General features: G+C 63.4%; 13 protein-coding genes and 2 pseudogenes. 13 read left to right on the top strand and 2 right to left on the bottom strand.

The features are described 5' to 3' along the window. Nucleotides 1-250 precede the first annotated feature (250 nt). Nucleotides 251-3456, top strand: a pseudogene (locus SY91_RS30190) (beta strand repeat-containing protein). Nucleotides 3457-3730: 274 nt separating this feature from the next. Here the strand turns inward: SY91_RS30190 and SY91_RS30185 are convergent. Then, a complete protein-coding gene (locus tag SY91_RS30185) occupies nucleotides 3731-3901 on the bottom strand; it encodes a hypothetical protein (RefSeq protein WP_006397039.1) in 171 nt (56 codons plus the stop codon). A 310-nt stretch (nucleotides 3902-4211) separates the two neighbouring features. On the opposite strand from SY91_RS30185, the pseudogene SY91_RS30180 reads away from it, so the two are divergent. Next, nucleotides 4212-4390 (top strand): annotated as a pseudogene (locus tag SY91_RS30180) (transposase); the annotation flags it as partial. A gap of 99 nt (nucleotides 4391-4489) precedes the next feature. On the opposite strand, the gene SY91_RS30175 reads toward SY91_RS30180, so the two are convergent. Continuing rightward, a complete protein-coding gene (locus tag SY91_RS30175) occupies nucleotides 4490-5419 on the bottom strand; it encodes a LysR family transcriptional regulator (protein WP_023474656.1) in 930 nt (309 codons plus the stop codon). Between the two features lie 313 nt (nucleotides 5420-5732). Here SY91_RS30175 and mdlC point away from each other — a divergent pair, with 313 nt between their 5' ends. The 11 genes from mdlC (at nucleotide 5733) to SY91_RS30120 (ending at nucleotide 19382) form a co-directional block, all read left to right on the top strand. Next, nucleotides 5733-7322 (top strand): benzoylformate decarboxylase, encoded by a 1590-nt coding sequence (gene mdlC / locus SY91_RS30170; protein ID WP_023474655.1) that lies wholly within the window; start codon nucleotides 5733-5735, stop codon nucleotides 7320-7322. Nucleotides 7323-7377: 55 nt separating this feature from the next. After that, complete coding sequence (locus SY91_RS30165; RefSeq protein ID WP_023474654.1) at nucleotides 7378-8829, top strand: aldehyde dehydrogenase; 1452 nt, start codon at nucleotides 7378-7380, stop codon at nucleotides 8827-8829. Nucleotides 8830-8869: 40 nt separating this feature from the next. Further along, complete coding sequence (locus SY91_RS30160) at nucleotides 8870-9094, top strand: hypothetical protein (RefSeq protein ID WP_124476524.1); 225 nt, start codon at nucleotides 8870-8872, stop codon at nucleotides 9092-9094. After that, nucleotides 9091-10437 carry an MFS transporter gene (locus SY91_RS30155; protein ID WP_023474653.1) on the top strand — a complete coding sequence of 449 codons (1347 nt, stop codon included), beginning with the start codon at nucleotides 9091-9093 and terminating at the stop codon, nucleotides 10435-10437. The genes SY91_RS30160 and SY91_RS30155 overlap by 4 nt, the downstream gene beginning before the upstream one ends. 114 nt (nucleotides 10438-10551) lie before the next feature. Next, nucleotides 10552-11724: a 4-hydroxybenzoate 3-monooxygenase gene (locus SY91_RS30150; protein WP_043886389.1), complete on the top strand. Its 1173-nt coding sequence runs from the start codon at nucleotides 10552-10554 to the stop codon at nucleotides 11722-11724. Nucleotides 11725-11849: 125 nt separating this feature from the next. Then, nucleotides 11850-12995 (top strand): alpha-hydroxy-acid oxidizing protein, encoded by a 1146-nt coding sequence (locus SY91_RS30145; protein ID WP_043886388.1) that lies wholly within the window; start codon nucleotides 11850-11852, stop codon nucleotides 12993-12995. Between the two features lie 83 nt (nucleotides 12996-13078). Next, on the top strand, nucleotides 13079-14038 hold the full coding sequence (locus tag SY91_RS30140) for a helix-turn-helix domain-containing protein (RefSeq protein ID WP_052334977.1): 960 nt from the start codon (nucleotides 13079-13081) through the stop codon (nucleotides 14036-14038). Nucleotides 14039-14190: 152 nt separating this feature from the next. Next, entirely contained in the window at nucleotides 14191-15378 is a 1188-nt protein-coding gene (locus SY91_RS30135) for a carbon-nitrogen hydrolase family protein (RefSeq protein ID WP_185921497.1), read from the top strand. A gap of 13 nt (nucleotides 15379-15391) precedes the next feature. Beyond that, on the top strand, nucleotides 15392-16624 hold the full coding sequence (locus SY91_RS30130; RefSeq protein ID WP_023474648.1) for an MFS transporter: 1233 nt from the start codon (nucleotides 15392-15394) through the stop codon (nucleotides 16622-16624). A 116-nt stretch (nucleotides 16625-16740) separates the two neighbouring features. Then, nucleotides 16741-18162: an indoleacetamide hydrolase gene (iaaH, locus tag SY91_RS30125; protein WP_023474647.1), complete on the top strand. Its 1422-nt coding sequence runs from the start codon at nucleotides 16741-16743 to the stop codon at nucleotides 18160-18162. 116 nt (nucleotides 18163-18278) lie between these two features. Then, the gene (locus tag SY91_RS30120; protein WP_260632531.1) at nucleotides 18279-19382 is read left to right on the top strand and encodes a substrate-binding domain-containing protein; all 1104 of its coding nucleotides are present in this window, start codon (nucleotides 18279-18281) and stop codon (nucleotides 19380-19382) included. Nucleotides 19383-19385 lie beyond the last annotated feature (3 nt).

The raw sequence follows: 19385 nt of genomic DNA, 5'->3' as shown, positions 1-19385 counted from the left end.
CGATGGTTATTGGTGGTTTGTTTTCAGATTCGTATTTCAGAAACTTCGTGATGCGAATCGTTTTCATGAAGCGCGTCACGCGGTGTTTGGTATCCCGTTGCATCGGTCTGTTCGAACTTGTTTCAACGCTTTGCCGTATCGGGCATTCCGCCAACGATTCGTGCCGCCTTCGGGCGACAGGGTCCACGCGTCATCGCTCGAGCTGTTCCGCGGTTGTCCAACCGAACTGAGGTTACTCATGAAAACGAAAATGAACGTGAAATTGACGGGTATCGCCCTGTCGGTCGCGGCTGTGTTCAGCCTGGCCGCCACGGCGTCCCAGGCGGTGGTCGTGACCGCCGTGCCGGGAAGTCTCAGCAACACCGACGGCTGGATCATCGAAGGCGCGTCGCCGGCGCCCGGGGGACTCGTCGGCACGGTGACGGGATGGGGGAATGGGGCGGTGACGGTCGGCAACCCGAATGCAGGCGGTATCTCGATCGGGCTGGCCGGGACGGGGACGGGAAGCGCGGCCATTGGTATCGGTAGCGGATTGCTCGAGCCGGTCGCGGGTGTGGCCGGTACGGTGACGGGGGCGCTGGGTGGTCTCGGCGGAAGTGGCGGTACGACCGGCGGGCTTGGTGGTGTCGTCGGGACGGTGGCGAACGCGGCCACCGGCGCGGTCGGTGCCGTGACGGGCGTGTTGGGTGGCATTGGTGGCAGCGGCGGTGCGACCGGTGGTCTCGGTGGCGTCGTTGGCACGGTGGCGAACACGGCGACGGGCGCAGTCGGGACGCTGACGGGCGCACTGGGGGGTGTTGGCGGCGGGACCGGCGGTCTCGGCGGCATTGTCGGGACGGTGGGCAACGCGGCAAGCGGCGCAGTCGGCACGGTAACGGGTGCATTGGGCGGTGTCGGCGGTGTCGGCGGTGGCGGGACCGGTGGTCTTGGTGGCGTGATTGGCACGGTAACCGGTGCACTGGGTGGCATCGGTGGTGGCAACCCGACTGGCGGTCTCGGTAGCGTCGTCGGCACGGTGGCGAACACGGCGACGGGAGCAGTCGGGACGCTGACGGGGGCGCTGGGCGGCGTCGGCGGCGGGACTGGTGGCCTCGGCGGCATTGTCGGGACAGTGGGCAACGCGGCAAGCGGGGCAGTCGGTACGGTGACGGGTGCGTTGGGCGGTGTCGGCGGTGGTGGCACTGGTGGTCTTGGTGGCGTGATTGGTACGGTAACTGGTGCGCTGGGTGGCATCGGTGGTGGCAATCCGACTGGCGGCCTTGGTGGCGTCGTCGGCACGGTAGCAAACACGGCAACGGGCGCAGTCGGGACGCTGACCGGCGCACTGGGCGGTGTTGGAGGCGGGGCCGGTGGTCTCGGTGGTGTTGTCGGGACAGTGGGCAACGCGGCAAGCGGCGCAGTCGGTACGGTGACGGGTGCGTTGGGCGGTGTCGGCGGTGGTGGCACTGGTGGTCTTGGTGGTGTTGTCGGCACGGTAGCAAACACGGCAACGGGCGCAGTCGGGACGCTGACCGGCGCACTGGGCGGTGTTGGAGGCGGGACCGGCGGTCTCGGTGGTGTTGTCGGCACGGTAGCGAACACGGCAACGGGCGCAGTCGGAACGTTGACTGGCGCACTGGGCGGTGTTGGAGGCGGGGCCGGTGGTCTCGGTGGTGTTGCCGGGACAGTGGGCAACGCGGCAAGCGGCGCAGTCGGCACGGTAACGGGTGCATTGGGTGGTGTTGGCGATCCGACCGGCGGGCTTGGTGGTGTGGTCGGTACGGTAACCGGCGCACTGGGTGGCATCGGAGGCGGGGCCGGCGGTCTCGGTGGTGTTGCCGGGACAGTGGGCAACGCGGCAAGCGGCGCAGTCGGCACGGTGACGGGTGCGTTGGGCGGTGTCGGCGGTGGCGGGACTGGTGGTCTTGGTGGCGTCGTCGGCACGGTAGCCAATACGGCAACGGGCGCAGTCGGAACGCTGACCGGCGCACTGGGTGGCGTTGGAGGCGTGACCGGCGGCCTCGGTGGCGTCGTTGGCACGGTAGCAAACACGGCAACCGGCGCAGTCGGAACGCTGACCGGCGCACTGGGTGGTGTTGGAGGCGGGACCGGTGGTCTCGGCGGCGTTGTCGGCACGGTGGCGAACACGGCGACCGGCGCAGTCGGAACGCTGACCGGCGCACTGGGCGGCATCGGTGGCGGGACCGGCGGCCTCGGTGGCGTCGTCGGCACGGTAGCCAATACGGCAACGGGCGCAGTCGGAACGCTGACCGGCGCACTGGGTGGCGTTGGAGGCGGGACCGGCGGCCTCGGTGGCGTCGTCAGCACGGTGGCGAACACGGCAACCGGCGCAGTCGGAACGCTGACCGGCGCACTGGGTGGTGTTGGAGGCGGGACCGGTGGTCTCGGCGGCGTTGTCGGCACGGTGGCGAACACGGCGACCGGCGCAGTCGGAACGCTGACCGGCGCACTGGGCGGCATCGGTGGCGGGACCGGCGGCCTCGGTGGCGTCGTCGGCACGGTAGCGAACACGGCAACGGACGCAGTCGGGACGCTGACCGGCGCACTGGGTGGCATCGGAGGGGGGACCGGTGGTCTCGGCGGCGTCGTCGGGACGGTAGCGAACACGGCCACGGGCGCAGTCGGAACGCTGACCGGCGCACTGGGCGGTGTTGGAGGGGGGGCGGTGGTCTCGGCGGCGTCGTCAGCACGGTGGCGAACACGGCAACGGGCGCAGTCGGAACACTGACTGGCACACTGGGCGGTGTCGGTGGCGCGACCGGCGGTCTCGGCAACATCGTCGGCACGGTAGCCAACACCGGCACGGGTGTCGTCAACGCCGTCACCGGTGTCGCGGGCAACGGCGGCGCGCTGATCACGCCGATCACGAGCATCGTCGGCAATCTCGGCGGATCGCTGCCGGTCGGTGCCGCCACCGGCGCGATCGGCGCAGTGTCCGGCGCGGTAACCGGCGTCGCCGGCAGCGGCACGGCGGCGATCACGCCGCTTGCATCGGCCGTCACGTCGTTGCTCGGATCGGCCACGAGCGGCGCGGGCGGCATCGCCGGCACCGGAACCGGCGTTCTCACGGGCGCAACCGGCGCGGCCGGCTCCCTCGCGGCGGTCACGACCGGCCTGACGGGTACGCTGGCGAACACCGTAACCGGCACGACGGGCGCGATCGCAGGCACGCTTCCGGCACTGAGTGTCGCGCTCAACGGCGGCACGGCGGCCGGTGCGGTCGGCGGCGCGACCAATGCAGTCGGCGCGCTCGTCTCCGGCGGCGCGACGATCGCCAACGCGGCGGTGCATTCGGTCGGTTCGGCTGTCGGATCGGTGGCCGGCGTGCTCCCGGCGCTGGCGGTTTCGCTGAACAGCGATTCCGCGCAAGGGGGCAGTGCCGGGGCAGGCGGCGGTCTGCTGGCGCCGGTGACGTCGCTCGTCAGCTCGCTGACCGCGCCGCTGCCGAGGAAGTAAGCGACGTGAGCGCCCGGCCGCCGCAGTCAATGGGTGGCCGGGAACATTCGGGCGCGTCACGTACGAGCACGGCGGGATCACGATTCGGGATTCCCGCTTGCTTGTTTCGCTGACGCGCCGCTTTGCATTCGACTGCAGATCGCCACCGTAGCGATGACGCACGACGTCCCACGCTAGATCGACCATCAGCGTAAGGAATGCGAAGAATCGGATTGACGCTCGCACGTCGAACCCGACGCAACGAGCGACTGCCGGCGCGCGACGCGCCGTGACACTACGACCGGTCGCGATTCCGGGCGCGCGTCGCGCCGGTGATGACCGCGATGCCGAACAGGATGACGGCCACGATCTCGATGATGTGCTGAGAGACGTGCAGCGTCATCAAGCCCCAGGCGACGCCGCCGATGAAGATGATCCATCCGACCAGATAGATAAGCAGGGTCATCGTTTTTCTCCTTGCAGTACTGGCCCATGATGCCGGTTGCCGGTCTTGCAAAATTTACCGGCGCGCGGCGAGCGCGATGAGGGGTAATCGTCCTTTTCGTGCAAAATCTGGCGGTTTCGCGTGAGAGTCTTGTGTAGCAAGGCTCCGCGACTGATTCCGACTATCGTCTGCAGTCTTGGCCGTGGTCTGAGGTAAGCTACCTGCCCGCAATTTTCAATTGCGACCGCGACGGGAGGCAGCAAATGCCAGGCCTGGAATTTCGGTATGTGGGCAAGATCGCTTGCCCGCGCGACTGTCGGAGTTCGACGTCGAGCGTCTGCAGGGCTACTGGCACGGCATCGTGACTCGCTGCCGCCATCCGCTCAATACCAGCATCGTTGAAGGCATCACAACACCATCAAGGTCATCAAGCGTCGAGCTTACGGGTACCGCGACGGCGAATACTTCTTCCTCAAGATTCGCGCCGCGTTCCCCGGTAATCCTCGATGAACCAAATTAAAGTCGGGATAGTAAGGACTATGTTCCCATTCATTTCGGATGTTCCCTGAACACGTGGATCGGATTGTCGACATGCGTGATTCAAGGCTATTAAGACAGGCGTTGCCCTTCTTTGCGCAAAGATCCTGTCAGATGACGAAGTTCGTCCAGCAGTTTGACGGCGGGCGTGGGTAGCGTGCCTCGCCTGCGCCGAAACGCCGTCAGAGTGCGTTGCGCATCCAGGCCTTCGATATCCAGGGCGTCGATGACGCCGGCTTTGCTTTCAGTGTCGTACATGGGTTCGGCCATCCAGGAGACAAAGCCACATCGTGCTACGAGGCTTTTGAGCACGGTGACCGAACGGGTCTCGACCGCGATGGCCGGCATCGGCAGACCGCGGGCCTTGAAGGTTTCCTGCATGTGGGCATAAGGTCCGGTTCCCTTGGGCGTGAGTGCCCACCGTTGTGTCAATGTGTCATCGAGTCGAAGACCGCGCTTCGCGCGTAGCGGATGATCGGGTGCCGCGACCACGAAACTCCTGTCGGTCCATGAACAATCGGAGAGCGCAGCGACATCCTCGGTTTCCACTCCCGATGTGCATAGCGCCAGGTCGATTTCATAAGCAAGCAAGCCCTCGACGAGACGATCCCACACGCCTTCGATCACCTCGACGCGCAGATTGGGCCATTTCTCGAGCACACATGCGATGGCCATCGGTAAGACGAGGCTCGCTATGCTGCCCACCGCGCCAACCTTGATCACCCCCTTCGCCAGGCCCCGCATCGCGTCCAGTTCCTCGCGCGCCTGTTCAGCCTCCCTTTGCAGCGACATCGCATGCGGCATCAATGCTTCGCCGAGCGCGGTCAGTTGCATCCCTTTGGTGTGGCGCTCGAAAAGCGGCGCCCCGACGGATTCCTCGAGCCGCTTGATCGATCTGCTCAGCGCCGGCTGCGTCATGTTCAGTATGGTCGCGGCTCGTCCCAGGCTACCCGCGGAGACGATCGTGGTGAACATCATCAACTGCTGCAGATTGAAACTCATCGTGGCGCACCAGATTCAAAGAAGGCAAAGGGATTGAACGAGATTCCGCGCTGTCCGGCGCCAGCTAGAGATCTTCCCTGAAAGGAGTCGCCGAGCCCGCTCGCTGCGGCTACAGAGGAGCCCGTGATGACGGCGGAGAGCCTTGTACAGCAGGGCTTCCGGGCGAAATCGGCCCATCCGGCAACATGATCGAATCATGCCGAAATGTAATGACTTTTGGCATATTTGGCAATTTTCAAACAAGGCATCGAATCCCATACTGCGGTTCATCCAGTCACCGCCAGCCTGAGTGGCGAACCGCAGAGGATTCGAGATGCAACGAAACACAAGTGGGCAGCCGACCGTTCGCGATGCCGTCGTGGACCTGATGCGGCGCCTCGAATTGACGTCCGTATTTGCCAATCCCGGCTCGACCGAACTGCCGATGTTCCGCGACTTCCCGGCGGACTTCCGGTACGTGCTCGGATTGCAGGAGGCAGTGGTGGTCGGTATGGCGGACGGGTATGCCCAGGCGACCGGCAATGCGGCTCTGGTCAACCTGCATTCGGCGGCTGGGGTCGGCAACGCGATGGGCAACATCTTCACGGCTTTCAAGAACCGGACGCCGCTGATCGTCACGGCCGGCCAGCAGGCCCGTTCGATTCTGCCGTTCGATCCGTTTCTGTCGGCATCGCAAGCCACCGAGCTGCCGCGGCCCTACGTGAAGTGGAGCATCGAACCGGCCCGTGCCGCGGATGTGCCGCTGGCGCTCGCCCGTGCTTACCACGTGGCGATGCAGGAGCCGCGTGGCCCGGTGTTCGTTTCCATTCCGGTCGACGACTGGGATCAGCCGGCGGACTTCGTCGAGGTGACACGGGTCAGCACCCGGTTCCGCCCCGATCCGGTACGTGTTGCGGAGATCGGTGACGCGCTGGACGCCTGCAAACGGCCGGCCATCGTCGTCGGCGCGGAACTCGATCGTGCGGATGCCTGGAGTGAGGCCATCCAGCTGGCAGAGCGCCACAACGCGCGGGTGTATGTTGCGCCGATGTCGTCACGCTGCAGCTTCCCTGAAGATCATCGACTTTTCGCCGGTTTCCTGCCGGCGATGCGCGAAAAAATCGTTCGGATGCTGAACGGGCATGACCTGATCTTCGCCGTCGGGGCGCCGGCGTTTGCGTATCACGTCGAAGGCAGTGGGCCGCATGTGCCCGATGGCGCGGCGTTGTACCAGCTCATCGACGATCCGGCTACCGCTGCTTGGACCCCGGTCGGCACGTCGGTGGTGGCGAACGTTCGCCTGGGGCTCACGGACCTGCTCGCCCGTCCCGCACCGCATGGCCGGCCTCTGCCGGCTCCTCGTGAGGTCGTCAAGCGAGCCGAGTCCGCGGCAGTCATGTCGGTCGCCTATGCGTTGCAGACGCTGTCCGAGGTTCGCGACGCAACGGATATCGTGGTCGAGGAGGCGCCCAGTTCGCGTCCCGTCATGCAAGGTTATCTGCCGTTCACGCGCAGCCAGACGTTCTACACGATGGCAAGCGGCGGTCTGGGCTACGGCATGCCCGCCGCAGTGGGCGTGGCTTTGGGCAAACCTGGCAGCCGCGTGATCGGCCTCATTGGTGACGGCTCGGCGATGTATTCGCCGCAAGCCATCTACAGTGCGGTCCAGCTCGATCTCCCGATCACATTTGTAATCCTGAACAACGCGCGCTACGCAGCGTTGCAGGAATTCGCGCCCGTATTCGGCTTCTCTGCGTCGGAGCCGGTACAGGGCACCGACCTCCCGGGGCTGGACTTCGTCGCTCTGGCCAACAGCATGGGTTGCAAAGGGATTCGGGTGAGCGACGCGCTGCTGCTGAAGCCCGCGCTGGAAGACGCGCTGTCTTCGGGCAAAACACGCCTCGTAGAAATCGTCGTGGCCTGATCGTGAGTCGGTGATTCGACAGGCTGGCTTTTCAAGAATATTCAAGGAGACGGTAATGAACCAGGTATCGATGCTGATCAACGGCGAGCGTACGATGGCTCGCGATGGGGCGATATTCGAGCGCCGCAACCCACTCGATGACACGGTTGCCTCGACGGCGCCGGCCGCGACTGTCGCCGATGCACAAGCGGCGGTGCAAGCGGCGGCCGCCGCGTTTCCCGCATGGTCGGCGATGGGCCCCGGCGAACGACGCGCGCTACTGAATCGGGCCGCGGATGCGCTCGAAGAAAAAGGCGACGCTTTCGCGCTAGCCATGGCAACCGAAACGGGCGCATCCCGCCTGTGGGCGGATTTCAACGTCAAGCTTGCGGCCGACGGGCTGCGTGAAGCGGCTGCGATGATCACGCAGATTTCGGGCGAGGTGATTCCGTCGGACGTGCCGGGCAGTCTCGCGCTCGGCGTGAGGCAGGCCGCTGGCGTCGTGCTCGGGATCGCACCGTGGAACGCGCCCGTCATCCTCGGCGTGCGTGCCATCGCATTGCCGCTGGCGTGCGGCAATACCGTCGTGCTCAAAGGTTCCGAAACCTGCCCCGCGACCCACGGCCTCATCATCGAGGCGCTGCAGGATGCCGGACTGCCGCGCGGCGTCGTGAACTTCGTCACGAACGCGCCGGCGAATGCGGGCGACATCGTCGAAGCGATCATTGCCGAGCCGGCGGTCAGACGGGTGAACTTCACGGGTTCGACGCGCGTCGGCCGCATCGTCGCGACCCAGTGCGCGAAATATCTGAAGCCTTCGGTACTCGAACTCGGCGGAAAGGCGCCGTTTCTGGTGCTTCACGATGCCGATATCGAAGCTGCCGTTCAAGGCGCGGCATTCGGGGCGTTCGCCAATTCCGGCCAGATCTGCATGTCGACCGAACGCATCGTCGTCGACACGAAGATCGCCGATGAATTCGTCGCGCGACTGGCGGAAAAGGCACGAAGCCTGCCGCTTGGCGATCCGAGAAAGGGGCCGGCCGTGCTGGGCTCCGTCGTGGACATGGCGACCGTCAGGCGGTGCAACGACCTGATCGAGGACGCGCTGGCGAAAGGCGCGACGCTGGTATGCGGAGGGAAAGCCGAGACCACGCTGATGCCGGCCACGTTGCTCGATCACGTGACGGCGGACATGCAAATCTACCGGGAGGAGTCGTTCGGGCCCGTCAAGGCGATCGTTCGCGTCAATGGCGACGAAGAAGCCATCGCATGCGCAAACGACAACGAATATGGTCTGTCCGCGGCAGTCTTCAGCCGTGACGTCGCGCGGGCGTTGACGGTAGCGAAGCGTATCGAGTCCGGGCTTTGCCACGTCAATGGCCCGACGGTTCACGACGAGGCGCAAATGCCGTTTGGCGGGATGAAGTCCAGTGGTTTCGGGCATTTCGGCGGCAAGGCGGGAATCGCGGAATTTACCGATTTGCGCTGGATCACCGTGCAAACGACGCCTCGTCACTATCCGTTCTGATCGTTGACGCGGCCCGCGCGCGTGTTTCGCCGTGGAAGCGATGAGCTTCCTGACGGTGGGCGCGAACAAAATAACAACCCTATATTGTTGGAAAGCCTTCGCTCCTGGAACGACGAGCGATCGGCTCAAGGAGACTGCAATGCCTGTCGTCAATGCCGAGTCGTCGCTCGATCGCACGCGGTTCGAGTTTGATCATCACGTTGGAAGGTGGATTAATCAGGACTGCAATTTTGAATTCGCCGATCCGGTCGGGGGAGCGAAATGAACGATCGCAATCCGCGTCTGCCGACCGTAGACATCGGCCGCACACTTGATGATGGACCGTTCTCGGCGTTCCAGCGAATGGTCGTCCTGCTCGCCGCGCTCGCGATCGTGATGGATGGATTCGATGGGCAACTCATCGGATTTGCCATTCCCAGCCTGATCAAGGAATGGGGCATCACGCGCAATGCATTTGCGCCCGCCGTTGCCGCCGGTCTTGTCGGCATGGGTATCGGCAGCGCGTTCGCCGGGCTTTTCGCGGACCGGTTCGGTCGGCGCTGGGCAATCATCGGGAGCGTGCTGGTATTCGGCCTGGCGACGAGTTCGATCGCGCTATCTCCGGACGTCATGACCATTGCGATCCTGCGTTTCTTCGCAGGACTGGGTATCGGCGGCGCACTGCCGAGCGCGACGACCATGACGGCGGAATTTACGCCTGCTCGCCGACGAACGCTCGCCGTGACCGCAACCATCGTTTGCGTACCGTTGGGGGGCATGCTTGCCGGGTTGTTCGCGAGCGTCGTGCTGCCTCATTATGACTGGCGCGGCCTCTTTCTGATTGGCGGCACGCTTCCCGTCGCGCTGGCGTTCCTGCTGTATTTCGTCATGCCTGAATCGCCACGTTATCTGGCCCGCCGTCACGAACGTTGGAACGAACTGCGTCACCTGCTGACCCGCATGTCCCGCTCGATTCGGCCGGACGCCGTGTTCGCCGATCAGAAGGAGCAGAAGGCAGGGCAGCGTCCAGGCTTTCGCGCGCTGTTCGCCGACCATCAGGGCCGAGACACGCTTGCGATCTGGGTCGCTTTCTTCATGAACCTGGTTGCGGTCTACAGCGCATTCAGCTGGCTGCCGACGATGCTTGCAGGCGAGGGGCTCAGTCCTTCGGTGGCGGGTTCGGGTCTTACCGCCTACAACCTCGGCGGCGTACTCGGCGCAATGGGTTGCGCGGTGGCGATCGGTCGATTCGGGTCGCGATGGCCTTTGCTCGTGTGCTGCCTGATGGCATCCGCGAGCGCGCTTTTCCTGCGCGGTCTCGACGTTTCCGCCCACACGACGCTGCTCGTGTTCGGCATCGGTTTGCACGGTCTGTTCGTCAACGCGGTTCAGTCGACGATGTATGCCCTTTGCGCGTATGTCTATCCCACTGAGATTCGCGCGACCGGGACCGCATCCGCGCTCGCGTTTGGGCGGCTCGGCGCGATTCTCAGCGCGTTCGCGGGGGCCTTCGTGATCACGCAGGGTGGAGCGTCTGCGTACCTGGGCATGCTGGGTGGAGCGATGGCGATGGTCTTTATCTGCCTGATGATCGTGCGTCGCCATATTCCGCCCATCAAGGGCGTCTGAGATTAGTGTCGAGGGCGACATATGTTACGAGCTCCGCGCAGAGCACGTAACGACGTCGCTCATGTTCAACCGAATGACGGAAAGCGTCTGACAGTACCTTCAGTTGGAGATAGCATGCGCACTCAAGTAGGCATTATTGGCGCCGGTCCTGCCGGCCTCCTTCTCTCTCATCTTTTGCATCTGAAAGGTATCGAGTCCGTCGTGCTCGAAACCCGCGGACGCGAGCAGATCGAATCGACGATCAGGGCGGGTGTACTCGAGCAGGGGACGATGGACCTGCTTGAAGCGTCTGGTGTCGGTGAACGAATGAAGGCGGAAGGTGCGTTGCATCACGGCTTTGAACTCGCGTTCGACGGAAAGCGGCGGCGCATCGACCTCAAGGCGTTGACCGGGCGGGCCATCACCGTCTATGCGCAGCACGAAGTCATCAAGGATCTGGTGGCGGCTCGCGTTGCTGCGGGCGGCTCTATCCTGTTTGGTGTCGCGGATGTCTCGATTCACAACATCGACACGCCAGCCCCGTCGATACGGTTCATGCATCAAGGGCAATCGCATACGCTGAACTGTGATTTCGTGATCGGATGCGACGGTTCGCAAGGGGTGTCCCGTTCGGCGATTCCCGAGAGCGTTCGGCGCGATTTCGAGCGCGTCTATCCCTTCGGCTGGTTCGGCATTCTGGTTGAAGGTGCACCGTCCGCCGACGAACTGATCTATGCACGTCATGATCGTGGCTTTGCATTGGTCAGCACCCGTTCGCCGACGGTTCAGCGTATGTATTTCCAGTGCGACCCGAAAGATTCCGTCGATATGTGGTCCGACGATCGGATCTGGGCCGAAATGCATGCACGCGTCGACTCCGCCGATGGTCAGCGCGTTGTCGACGGGAAGATTTTTCAGAAGAATATCGTCGGCATGAGAAGCTTTGTCTCGACGACGATGCAGCATGGCCGGCTGTTTCTTGCCGGCGATGCCGCTCATATCGTTCCGCCCACCGGAGCAAAAGGTCTCAACCTGGCGGTCTCCGACGTACGGACCCTGAGCGGTGGACTGGACGCCTATTACCGGACTGGCGATGAAGCGCAACTCGCTGCGTACAGTCAGTCCGCGCTGAAGCGGATCTGGCGCGCGGAGCATTTCTCCTACTGGATGACCCGCATGATGCATCGCCTCGACGATGCCTCGCCGTTTGAACAGCAGTTGCAGGTTGCCGAACTCGAACATGTGACTACGTCCGAGACTGCGGCGAGGTCCATGGCGGAAAACTATGTCGGCAGCGTTGTCGTTTAGCTTTCGACATTTGTGCCGTTGCTCGGTCGTCTTCCGGCTCGGACGGTCGACCGAGACGCGCGAAACCGGCGTGCAGCGCGTCTCGTGCTTTTTGCATCACGATTTACTCTGACAGTACTCCAATCATGACAACAGGATTTCCCGGAATTTTCTCCGTCAGCGACTATCGTGACGAAGCCAGACGGCGGCTGCCGCGCATGGTGTTCGACTATCTGGAAGGCGCGGCGGACGATGAATCGGGATTGACGCATAATCGTTCGGCGTTCGACAGGTTGCAGTTGTTGCCGCGCCGGCTGTCGGATGTCAGCACACGAGAGCAGTCGGTGCCGCTTTTAGGGCGGCGGATTCCATTACCGCTGGTGATCGCGCCGACGGGCCTCAATAGCACGTTCTGGCCGAAGGGCGACCTCGCACTTGCGCGCGCAGCGGGCAAGGCCGGTATTCCGTTTGCGCTATCGACGGCTTCCAACATGTCCATCGAAGAGGTGGCAAAAGGGGCCGACGGAGACCTGTGGTTTCAGCTGTACGTCGTTCATCGCAACCTCGCGAAGAGTCTGGTCAATCGTGCCCGTTCGGCTCGCTATTCGACCTTGATCCTCACCGCCGATGTTGCGGTGAACGGCTTTCGCCGACGCGATCTTCGCAATGGCTTTGCCATGCCGTTCAAGGCAAGTGCACGTGCGGCAGTCGACGGACTGTCGCACCCGCGCTGGCTTTGGTCCTATCTGATGAACGGCATGCCGGAGTTGAAGAATTTCGCCACGGACGATGCATCGGACACGGCCTCCCAGGCGGCGATTCTTCGCCGGCAGATGGATGCGAGCTTCAGTTGGGACGACCTGCGCCGTTTGCGGGACGAATGGCCGGGCAAACTCCTCGTCAAGGGCATCGTGACGGCCGACGATGCCGCGCGGTGCGTCGCGCTCGGCGCGGACGGCGTCATCGTTTCGAACCACGGCGGCAGGCAACTCGCCGACCTGCCCGCGACGGCCGACGTGTTGCCGGATATCGTCGAGCGCACCTCGGGCTCGACGGTCATTCTCGACAGCGGCATCCGGACGGGGACCGACGTCGTCAAGGCGGTCGCGCTGGGGGCCCACGCCGTGATGCTGGGCCGCGCCACCTTGTACGGGCTGGCTGCCAGAGGGGAAACCGGCGTGAGCGATGTCATCGACATGATCAAACGGGAAACTGACCGGACGCTCGCGCTCATCGGTTGTCGCTCGGTGGACGAGCTCGATCGCAGCTATATTTCGAAGCGGCCATCATAGGTAACTGCGCATTGACGGCGGATTCTGGATGCGCAATTGTTCGGGGTAACACTCCCGCGTATTTGCCGCCGGAACCTTGTGCCATGAATCAAGTGACGACCACGGATCATTACCATCGCGACGACCGGCTTTTGGCATGGGCGGATCAGGTCCGGGCCAGTTGCGTCCCCATGGTTTTCAGGACCAAATCCGATCAGGGATTTCGTGGCGAGATTTCCAGCGTGAACACCGGCGGAGTGTGTGTGTCGCGGATCTCGGCGGTCGATCACGTCGCGGCTCATGACTGGGACGACGTGCGGCGCACGGCGGACGACTACCTGCTCGTGTCGATACAGATCGAGGGGCGAGGTGCACTCGAGCAGGATGCCCGCACCGCGTTCGTCGACCCTACAGACATGGTGCTGTTCGACTCATCGCGCCATTTCGTCTGGCATTTTTCCGGACAACACTACACGATCCGCTTTCCCCGCCAGGCGCTGGAGAAACTGGTGCCGTGCGGCCGGCAGCACACCGCGGTGCGTATTCCTGCGGCCACCGGGATACGCCGTATCGCCGCGGACCATATCGCGTCGCTGCACCGAGTGCTTTCGTCAGACAAAGGCGCGATGACCGCTTGCGAGAGGCTTGGCGATGTGTCCGCCAACCTGGTCGCGCTGGCGTTGGCGGATTATTTCAACACGGTTCCGCTGCCCAGATCCAACGTGAAAGAGATGCATCTGCTTCGGGCACGTGCGTTGATCAAGGACCGGATTCACGAACCGGAACTGGGACCCGAACGGATCGCCGATGAACTGGGGGTGTCCAGCCGTTACCTCTACCGGCTGTTCGCCGAGGTCGGGGAGTCGATCGGCGAGACCATCTGTACGGCCCGGCTCAACGGGTGCGGCGAGTGGCTTCGGCAACGTGCGTACGCAAACCGCTCGATTACCGATATTGCGATGGCATGGGGTTTCAATAATGCATCGCATTTCAGTCGCACGTTTCGACGTCACTTCGGCATGTCCGCGCGCGACTACCGTGCGAAGCACCGCAGCGCTATTTGAATCGCCGCCGAGCGGGTTGCGCGGCGATCCCGCCTGCTGGCAGCATAAGTAAAAATCCTGTTCTGTCAGAGTCAAGCGTCCGCCATATTGACCCGGGACACTTTCTCTACAACGTTGCGGGCGCCCCGTCCCGCGAGTCGTGGAGGAGTATCTTGGCTCTCAACCATCCCCAATATAAGGCGGCTGTCGTGCAAGCCGCCCCGGCGTTCCTTGATCTTCAAGCCGGAATCGAAAAGTCCATACGCCTGATTGAAGAGGCGGCGCAGGCCGGCGCCGCCCTGATCGCATTCCCTGAAGTGTGGCTGCCGGGCTACCCGTTCTACATCTGGCTGGGTACACCGGCCTGGTATATGAGCAAAGGCTATGTTCAGCGATATTTCGACAACTCGCTGAGCTACGACAGTCCGGAAGCCGATGCACTGAGGGACGCGGCGAGAAAAAACCGTATCACGGTGGTGATGGGACTCTCGGAGCGCAAGGGCCATTCGTTGTATATCTCCCAATGGATCATCGGCCCCGACGGAGAAACCCTCCTGCAACGACAGAAACTCAAACCTACCCACCTCGAGCGGACGGTCTTCGGTGACGGGGAGGGCAGCGGCCTGACCGTAATCGACAGTCCGTTGGGAAAGCTCGGCGCGCTGTGCTGTGCCGAACACGTGCAGCCTTTGACCAAGGCCGCAATGTATGCGCAAGGCGAACAGGTCCACGTTGCGGCCTGGCCAAGCTTCTCGCTCTATGAATTTGCCAGCGCATTGAGTCACCAGGTGAACAACGCGGTTTCGCGGACGTATGCCGTCGAAGGAGGTTGCTTCGTCCTCGCGCCTTCGACAGTCGTGACCCAGGAAATGGTCGAGAGCCTTTGCGACACCGAGGACAAACGTCAGCTGTTGCGGGCAGGCGGCGGCCATAGCGTGGGATACGGGCCCGACGGGGCGGAACTGTTCGACAAGATCGACGAAACCGCGGAAGGCCTGCTCTACGCCGATATCGACCTCGGCCTGCAATCGCTGTCGAAGTGCGTGTTCGATCCGGTGGGGCATTACGCCCGGCCTGACGTTCTGCGTTTGCTGATCGACCGGCGACCGCGCCCCCTGTCGCCGAGATTTTCGACAGAGCGCCTGGGGAGGAGGTTGCCGATGATCAAACTGCATCGGACAACAGCTGCCCGTCCGAGCCAGCGAGAAGTGGCGGAGATCGGTAGTGGGATCGCCGGACTCGCCATGTCATTCGATGGCGAGCCGGTTGGAGACTTCGTGCCGCTGCCGTGTGGGCTTGATGCCGATCAAGGTGGGATGGCTATTCTTCGAAGCGATGACCATCCAGTCAAGACGATATAGTTAGGATATCGATATGAACTACAAAGAAAATAGAAGCTACGAATGGAAGATGGTTGTCTTGCTTGCGGTGCTGTTCGGCATCGTCGGTCTCGACCGTCTGGTCATCGTGTACCTGTTCCCGGTTCTTCTGCCGGAGCTCAAGCTGAACAACACGCAGGCCGGCGCCATCGCGTCGGTTCTCGCGCTGACCTGGGCCATTTCGACTTGGGTGCTCGGGAGTCTGTCCGACCGCCATGGGCGTCGCAAGATTCTTCTTGGGTCGTCAATCTTCTTTTCGGTGATGACCTCCTTTACCGGCGTCGCCAAGTCGTTCCACAGCATGCTGCTCGTGCGAGGCCTCCTTGGCGTGGGCGAGGGTGGCGTGTTCAGCGCCAGCGTTGCGACCATCGACGAAATATCGACGCCGAGCCGGCGCGGCCTGAATCTGGGCATTCATCAGTCGTTTTTCCCGCTTCTGGGTATCGGCCTCGGGCCGATCATCGCTACCCAGCTCGTGATGCACATGCACTGGGAGTGGGTGTTTTTCGTGCTCGGCATCCCGGGGCTTTTGCTGACGTTCCTGATCGGCAAGACCATGCGCAAGACGGAGGCCGGTCGCGACAAGCAGGTCCGATCCGCATCGGGCGGCCCGTTGACCGTGCTGAGATACAAGAACATCTGGTTGACCACGGTCATCGGATCGCTGTTCCAGACGGGCCTGTTCGTGTTCTCGACGTTCGTCGCGCTCTATCTGACCAAAGTGGTGGGCCTCAGCCTCGGTACGGTCGGCCTGATCATCTCCGGATGGGGTTTCGGCGGGTTCATCGGGATGATCGCCGTTCCGGCGATATCGGATCGGCTCGGGCGCCGTATCGTGCTCGTCGTCTCCGCGACCTGCTATGGCCTCCTGATGTTGGCGTTCGTGCTTTGTCACGCTTCCCCGATCGTGATGTTCGCCAACCTCTTTGCTGCCGGGATTTGTGGCTTCGGGATCGCGCCGCTCTTTCTTGCCGTGATTCCTTGCGAATCCGTACCCTCGACGCTGACCGGCTCCGCCGTGGGCGTTCCAACCGCTGTCAGTGAACTCATTGGCGGGGTCCTGATGCCGGTGGTGGCAGGCGGGCTCGCCGACACGTTCGGCCTGGGTTATCCGATGCTGATCGTCGGGTGTGTGTCGTTGGTGAGCGCGTTCGTCGGGATGTTTCTCGACGAAACGGTGCCCGTCGCGACGTCGAAGCATGCCGTCTCGAACGTCGACGCGGCCTGAACGTCCGGCGATGAGGCGACGCTGGCAGGGTTGGCTGCGTCGTCGTCATTTCTGACGATGCGCGACAAAAATGTCGGCGCGCAATCTACGAAGACCGACATGCACAAGAGACGTAGATGCCAACCCTGCCGCAGCTTTCAGTCGTCGACGCAAAAGGCGCGATCGATCGACGCGAGATTTCCTGCCTGGAATACGTTCAGGCGCTGGTCGATCAACAGGCCAGAACCGAGTCGCTGAACGGGTTCGTGTATTTCAACGCCGAGGCGCTGTTGCAAGCAGCGCGGGCGCACGATGAAGCGCTCGCAGCCCGAACCGGCCGGATGCCACTTGCCGGCATTCCGTTGGCCATCAAGGACAACATCGACTGTGCGGGCATGCCGACAGCCGCTGGAACGGCAGCGCTCCGCCACGCCGTACCGCGAGCGAACGCGCCGGTCGTGGCACGCGTGATCGAGGCCGGTGCGCTGGCAGCCGGCAAAGCCAACATGCACGAACTCGCTTTCGGCTGCACCAACGACAACGGATGTTTTGGCCCGGCCCGGAATCCGTATGACCCGTCCAGAATTCCCGGCGGAAGCAGCGGTGGGTCTGCCGTGCTGGTGGCGAGCGGTGCGGTGCCGGCGGCGCTCGGCACCGACACGGGCGGATCGGTACGGATACCGGCGGCGCTGTGCGGACTGGTCGGCTTTCGTCCTACGCATGGACGCTATCCGTCCGGGGGCGTCGTACCGATATCGCCCACGCGTGACACGGTCGGCCCGATTGCCCGCACCGTCTCCGACGTGATACTGCTGGACGAGATCCTGTCGGGAAGTGGTTCAGCGCTTCCCGTGATCGACGGCGAACGTGACTTTCGCCTGGCAGTCCCGTACTCGACGATGTGGGAGGGGCTGTCGCCCGATGCCCGGCCGGTACTCGAACGTGCGCTCCAGCAGCTCGAGGAAGCCGACTTCGAACTGGTCGACGTGGACCTGCGACGTTATCCGTTTTTCCGTGCGAAGAAGAACGCCACCATCCCTTTCTTCGAATTTGCCGGTGCCGTGGCGCGCTATCTGGAAGCAGGCGGCGTAGCCGTGACGTTCCCGGAGATCGTCGCCCGCATCGAGAGCCCGGATGTGGCCCGAATCGTCGGCCACATCCTGGGGGGCGGTGCGATTTCCGCGACCGAATACGCCGAAGCGCTTCTCGCGCGAGAGCAGTCGCGCACGTCGTACGTGGCGTGTCTTCGCGAAGTGGACGCAGACGCACTGCTGTTTCCCACAGTCCTGATTCCGGCCTGCAGCATCGGCGCTGAAACGGTGGTGGTCGGGTCCGAAGCGCTCGATGTCTTTGCCGCATACACACGAAATACCGAACCGGGCAGCAACGCAGGGGTACCCGGCATCACCGTGCCGGCAGGTCTGACCCAGGATGGGCTCCCGGTTGGATTGGCGCTGGACGGTGCTCCGTATTCGGATCAGCGAATTCTGCAGATCGGCAAGGAAATGGAGCGTGTCCTGTGTGCCGCGACGTTCCCGCGTCTCGACGCACCCGTTTGAACCATCCGGCAACGGCTTAACGAGAAAGGCAAGCAAATGAATCGTCGAAATGTCCTGAAGAGTATTGCGCTCGGTGCTGCAAGTGCCGCGGTGGGCGTTGGCGGGCTCGTGCCGGCATCGGCACGCGCGGCAAATCAGCCGCTGAAGCTGGCGCTGATGGCGCCAATGAGCGGGCCGGCCGCATTCTTCGGCCAAGCCTGCAAAAACAGCGCAGCGATGGCAATCGCGGAGATCAACGCGCGCGGGGCGTGTTGGGGCGCCCGCTCGAGTTGCTGGTGGGCGACGCCGGCGCAGCACCTTCCGAGTCGGCGCAGACGGCGCTCCGCCTCTGGAAGCGCGACAAGGCGGAGGTCTTCGTCGGATCGCACGACAGTGCCGTGCGCACGGCGCTGGAAAGTCTGTTCCGAGGCCTGGTGCCTTACTTCTATACGCCGATGTACGAGGGGGGCGATTGCGCGAAGGGGACGTTCTTCGTCGGCGAGACGCCCGCGCAGCAACTGACGCCGGTCATTCCGTGGCTGACCGCCCAACACCAGATCAAGCGCTGGTTCCTGATCGGCAACGACTACATCTGGACGCGCAAGTCGAACGAAGTGGCGAAGAAGGCGATTCAGGGTGCCGGCGCGACCGTGGTCGGCGAAGAGTACGTGCCGTTCGACGTCGACAACTTCGACGCGGTACTCGGCAAGATCCGGGACAGCAAGGCAGATGCGGTGTTCATCACGCTGGTGGGCGGCTCGGCCGTCACGTTCAACAGAAGTTTTGCGAGCTTCGGTCTCAGCGACAAGATGATCCGTTTCGGCACGATGATCGAGGAAAACACGTTGATCGGCATCGGTGCGTCCAACGCCAGGAACCTCTACTCGGCTTCCGGCTTTTTCTCGACGCCGACCGCCACGTCCGCGCAGTTTCTGGAGCGCTATCACAAGCAGTTCGGCGCTTCGGCGGTATTGAGCAGCATTGGCGAGTCGACATACGAAGGCATCCTGATGTATGACGCGATGGCCAGGAAGGCGAATGCCGTGTCGATCGGCGAGCTGACGAAGGCGTCCGATGGGGCCAGTTACAAAGGCCCGCGCGGCGTGGTGACGATGAAGTCCCGCAACGTGACGGCCGACATCTTCCTCGCGAAGGCATCGGGCGCCCGCTACGACATCGTCAAGACGTTCTCGCAACTCGGCTCGGCCGAGACCTGTGCGAGCGGAGCGGGTGCGGGTTAACGT

It is taken from the genome of Burkholderia cenocepacia (assembly GCF_014211915.1).
Taxonomy (GTDB): domain Bacteria; phylum Pseudomonadota; class Gammaproteobacteria; order Burkholderiales; family Burkholderiaceae; genus Burkholderia; species Burkholderia orbicola.
This window is presented reverse-complemented; position numbering and strand designations above follow the sequence as displayed.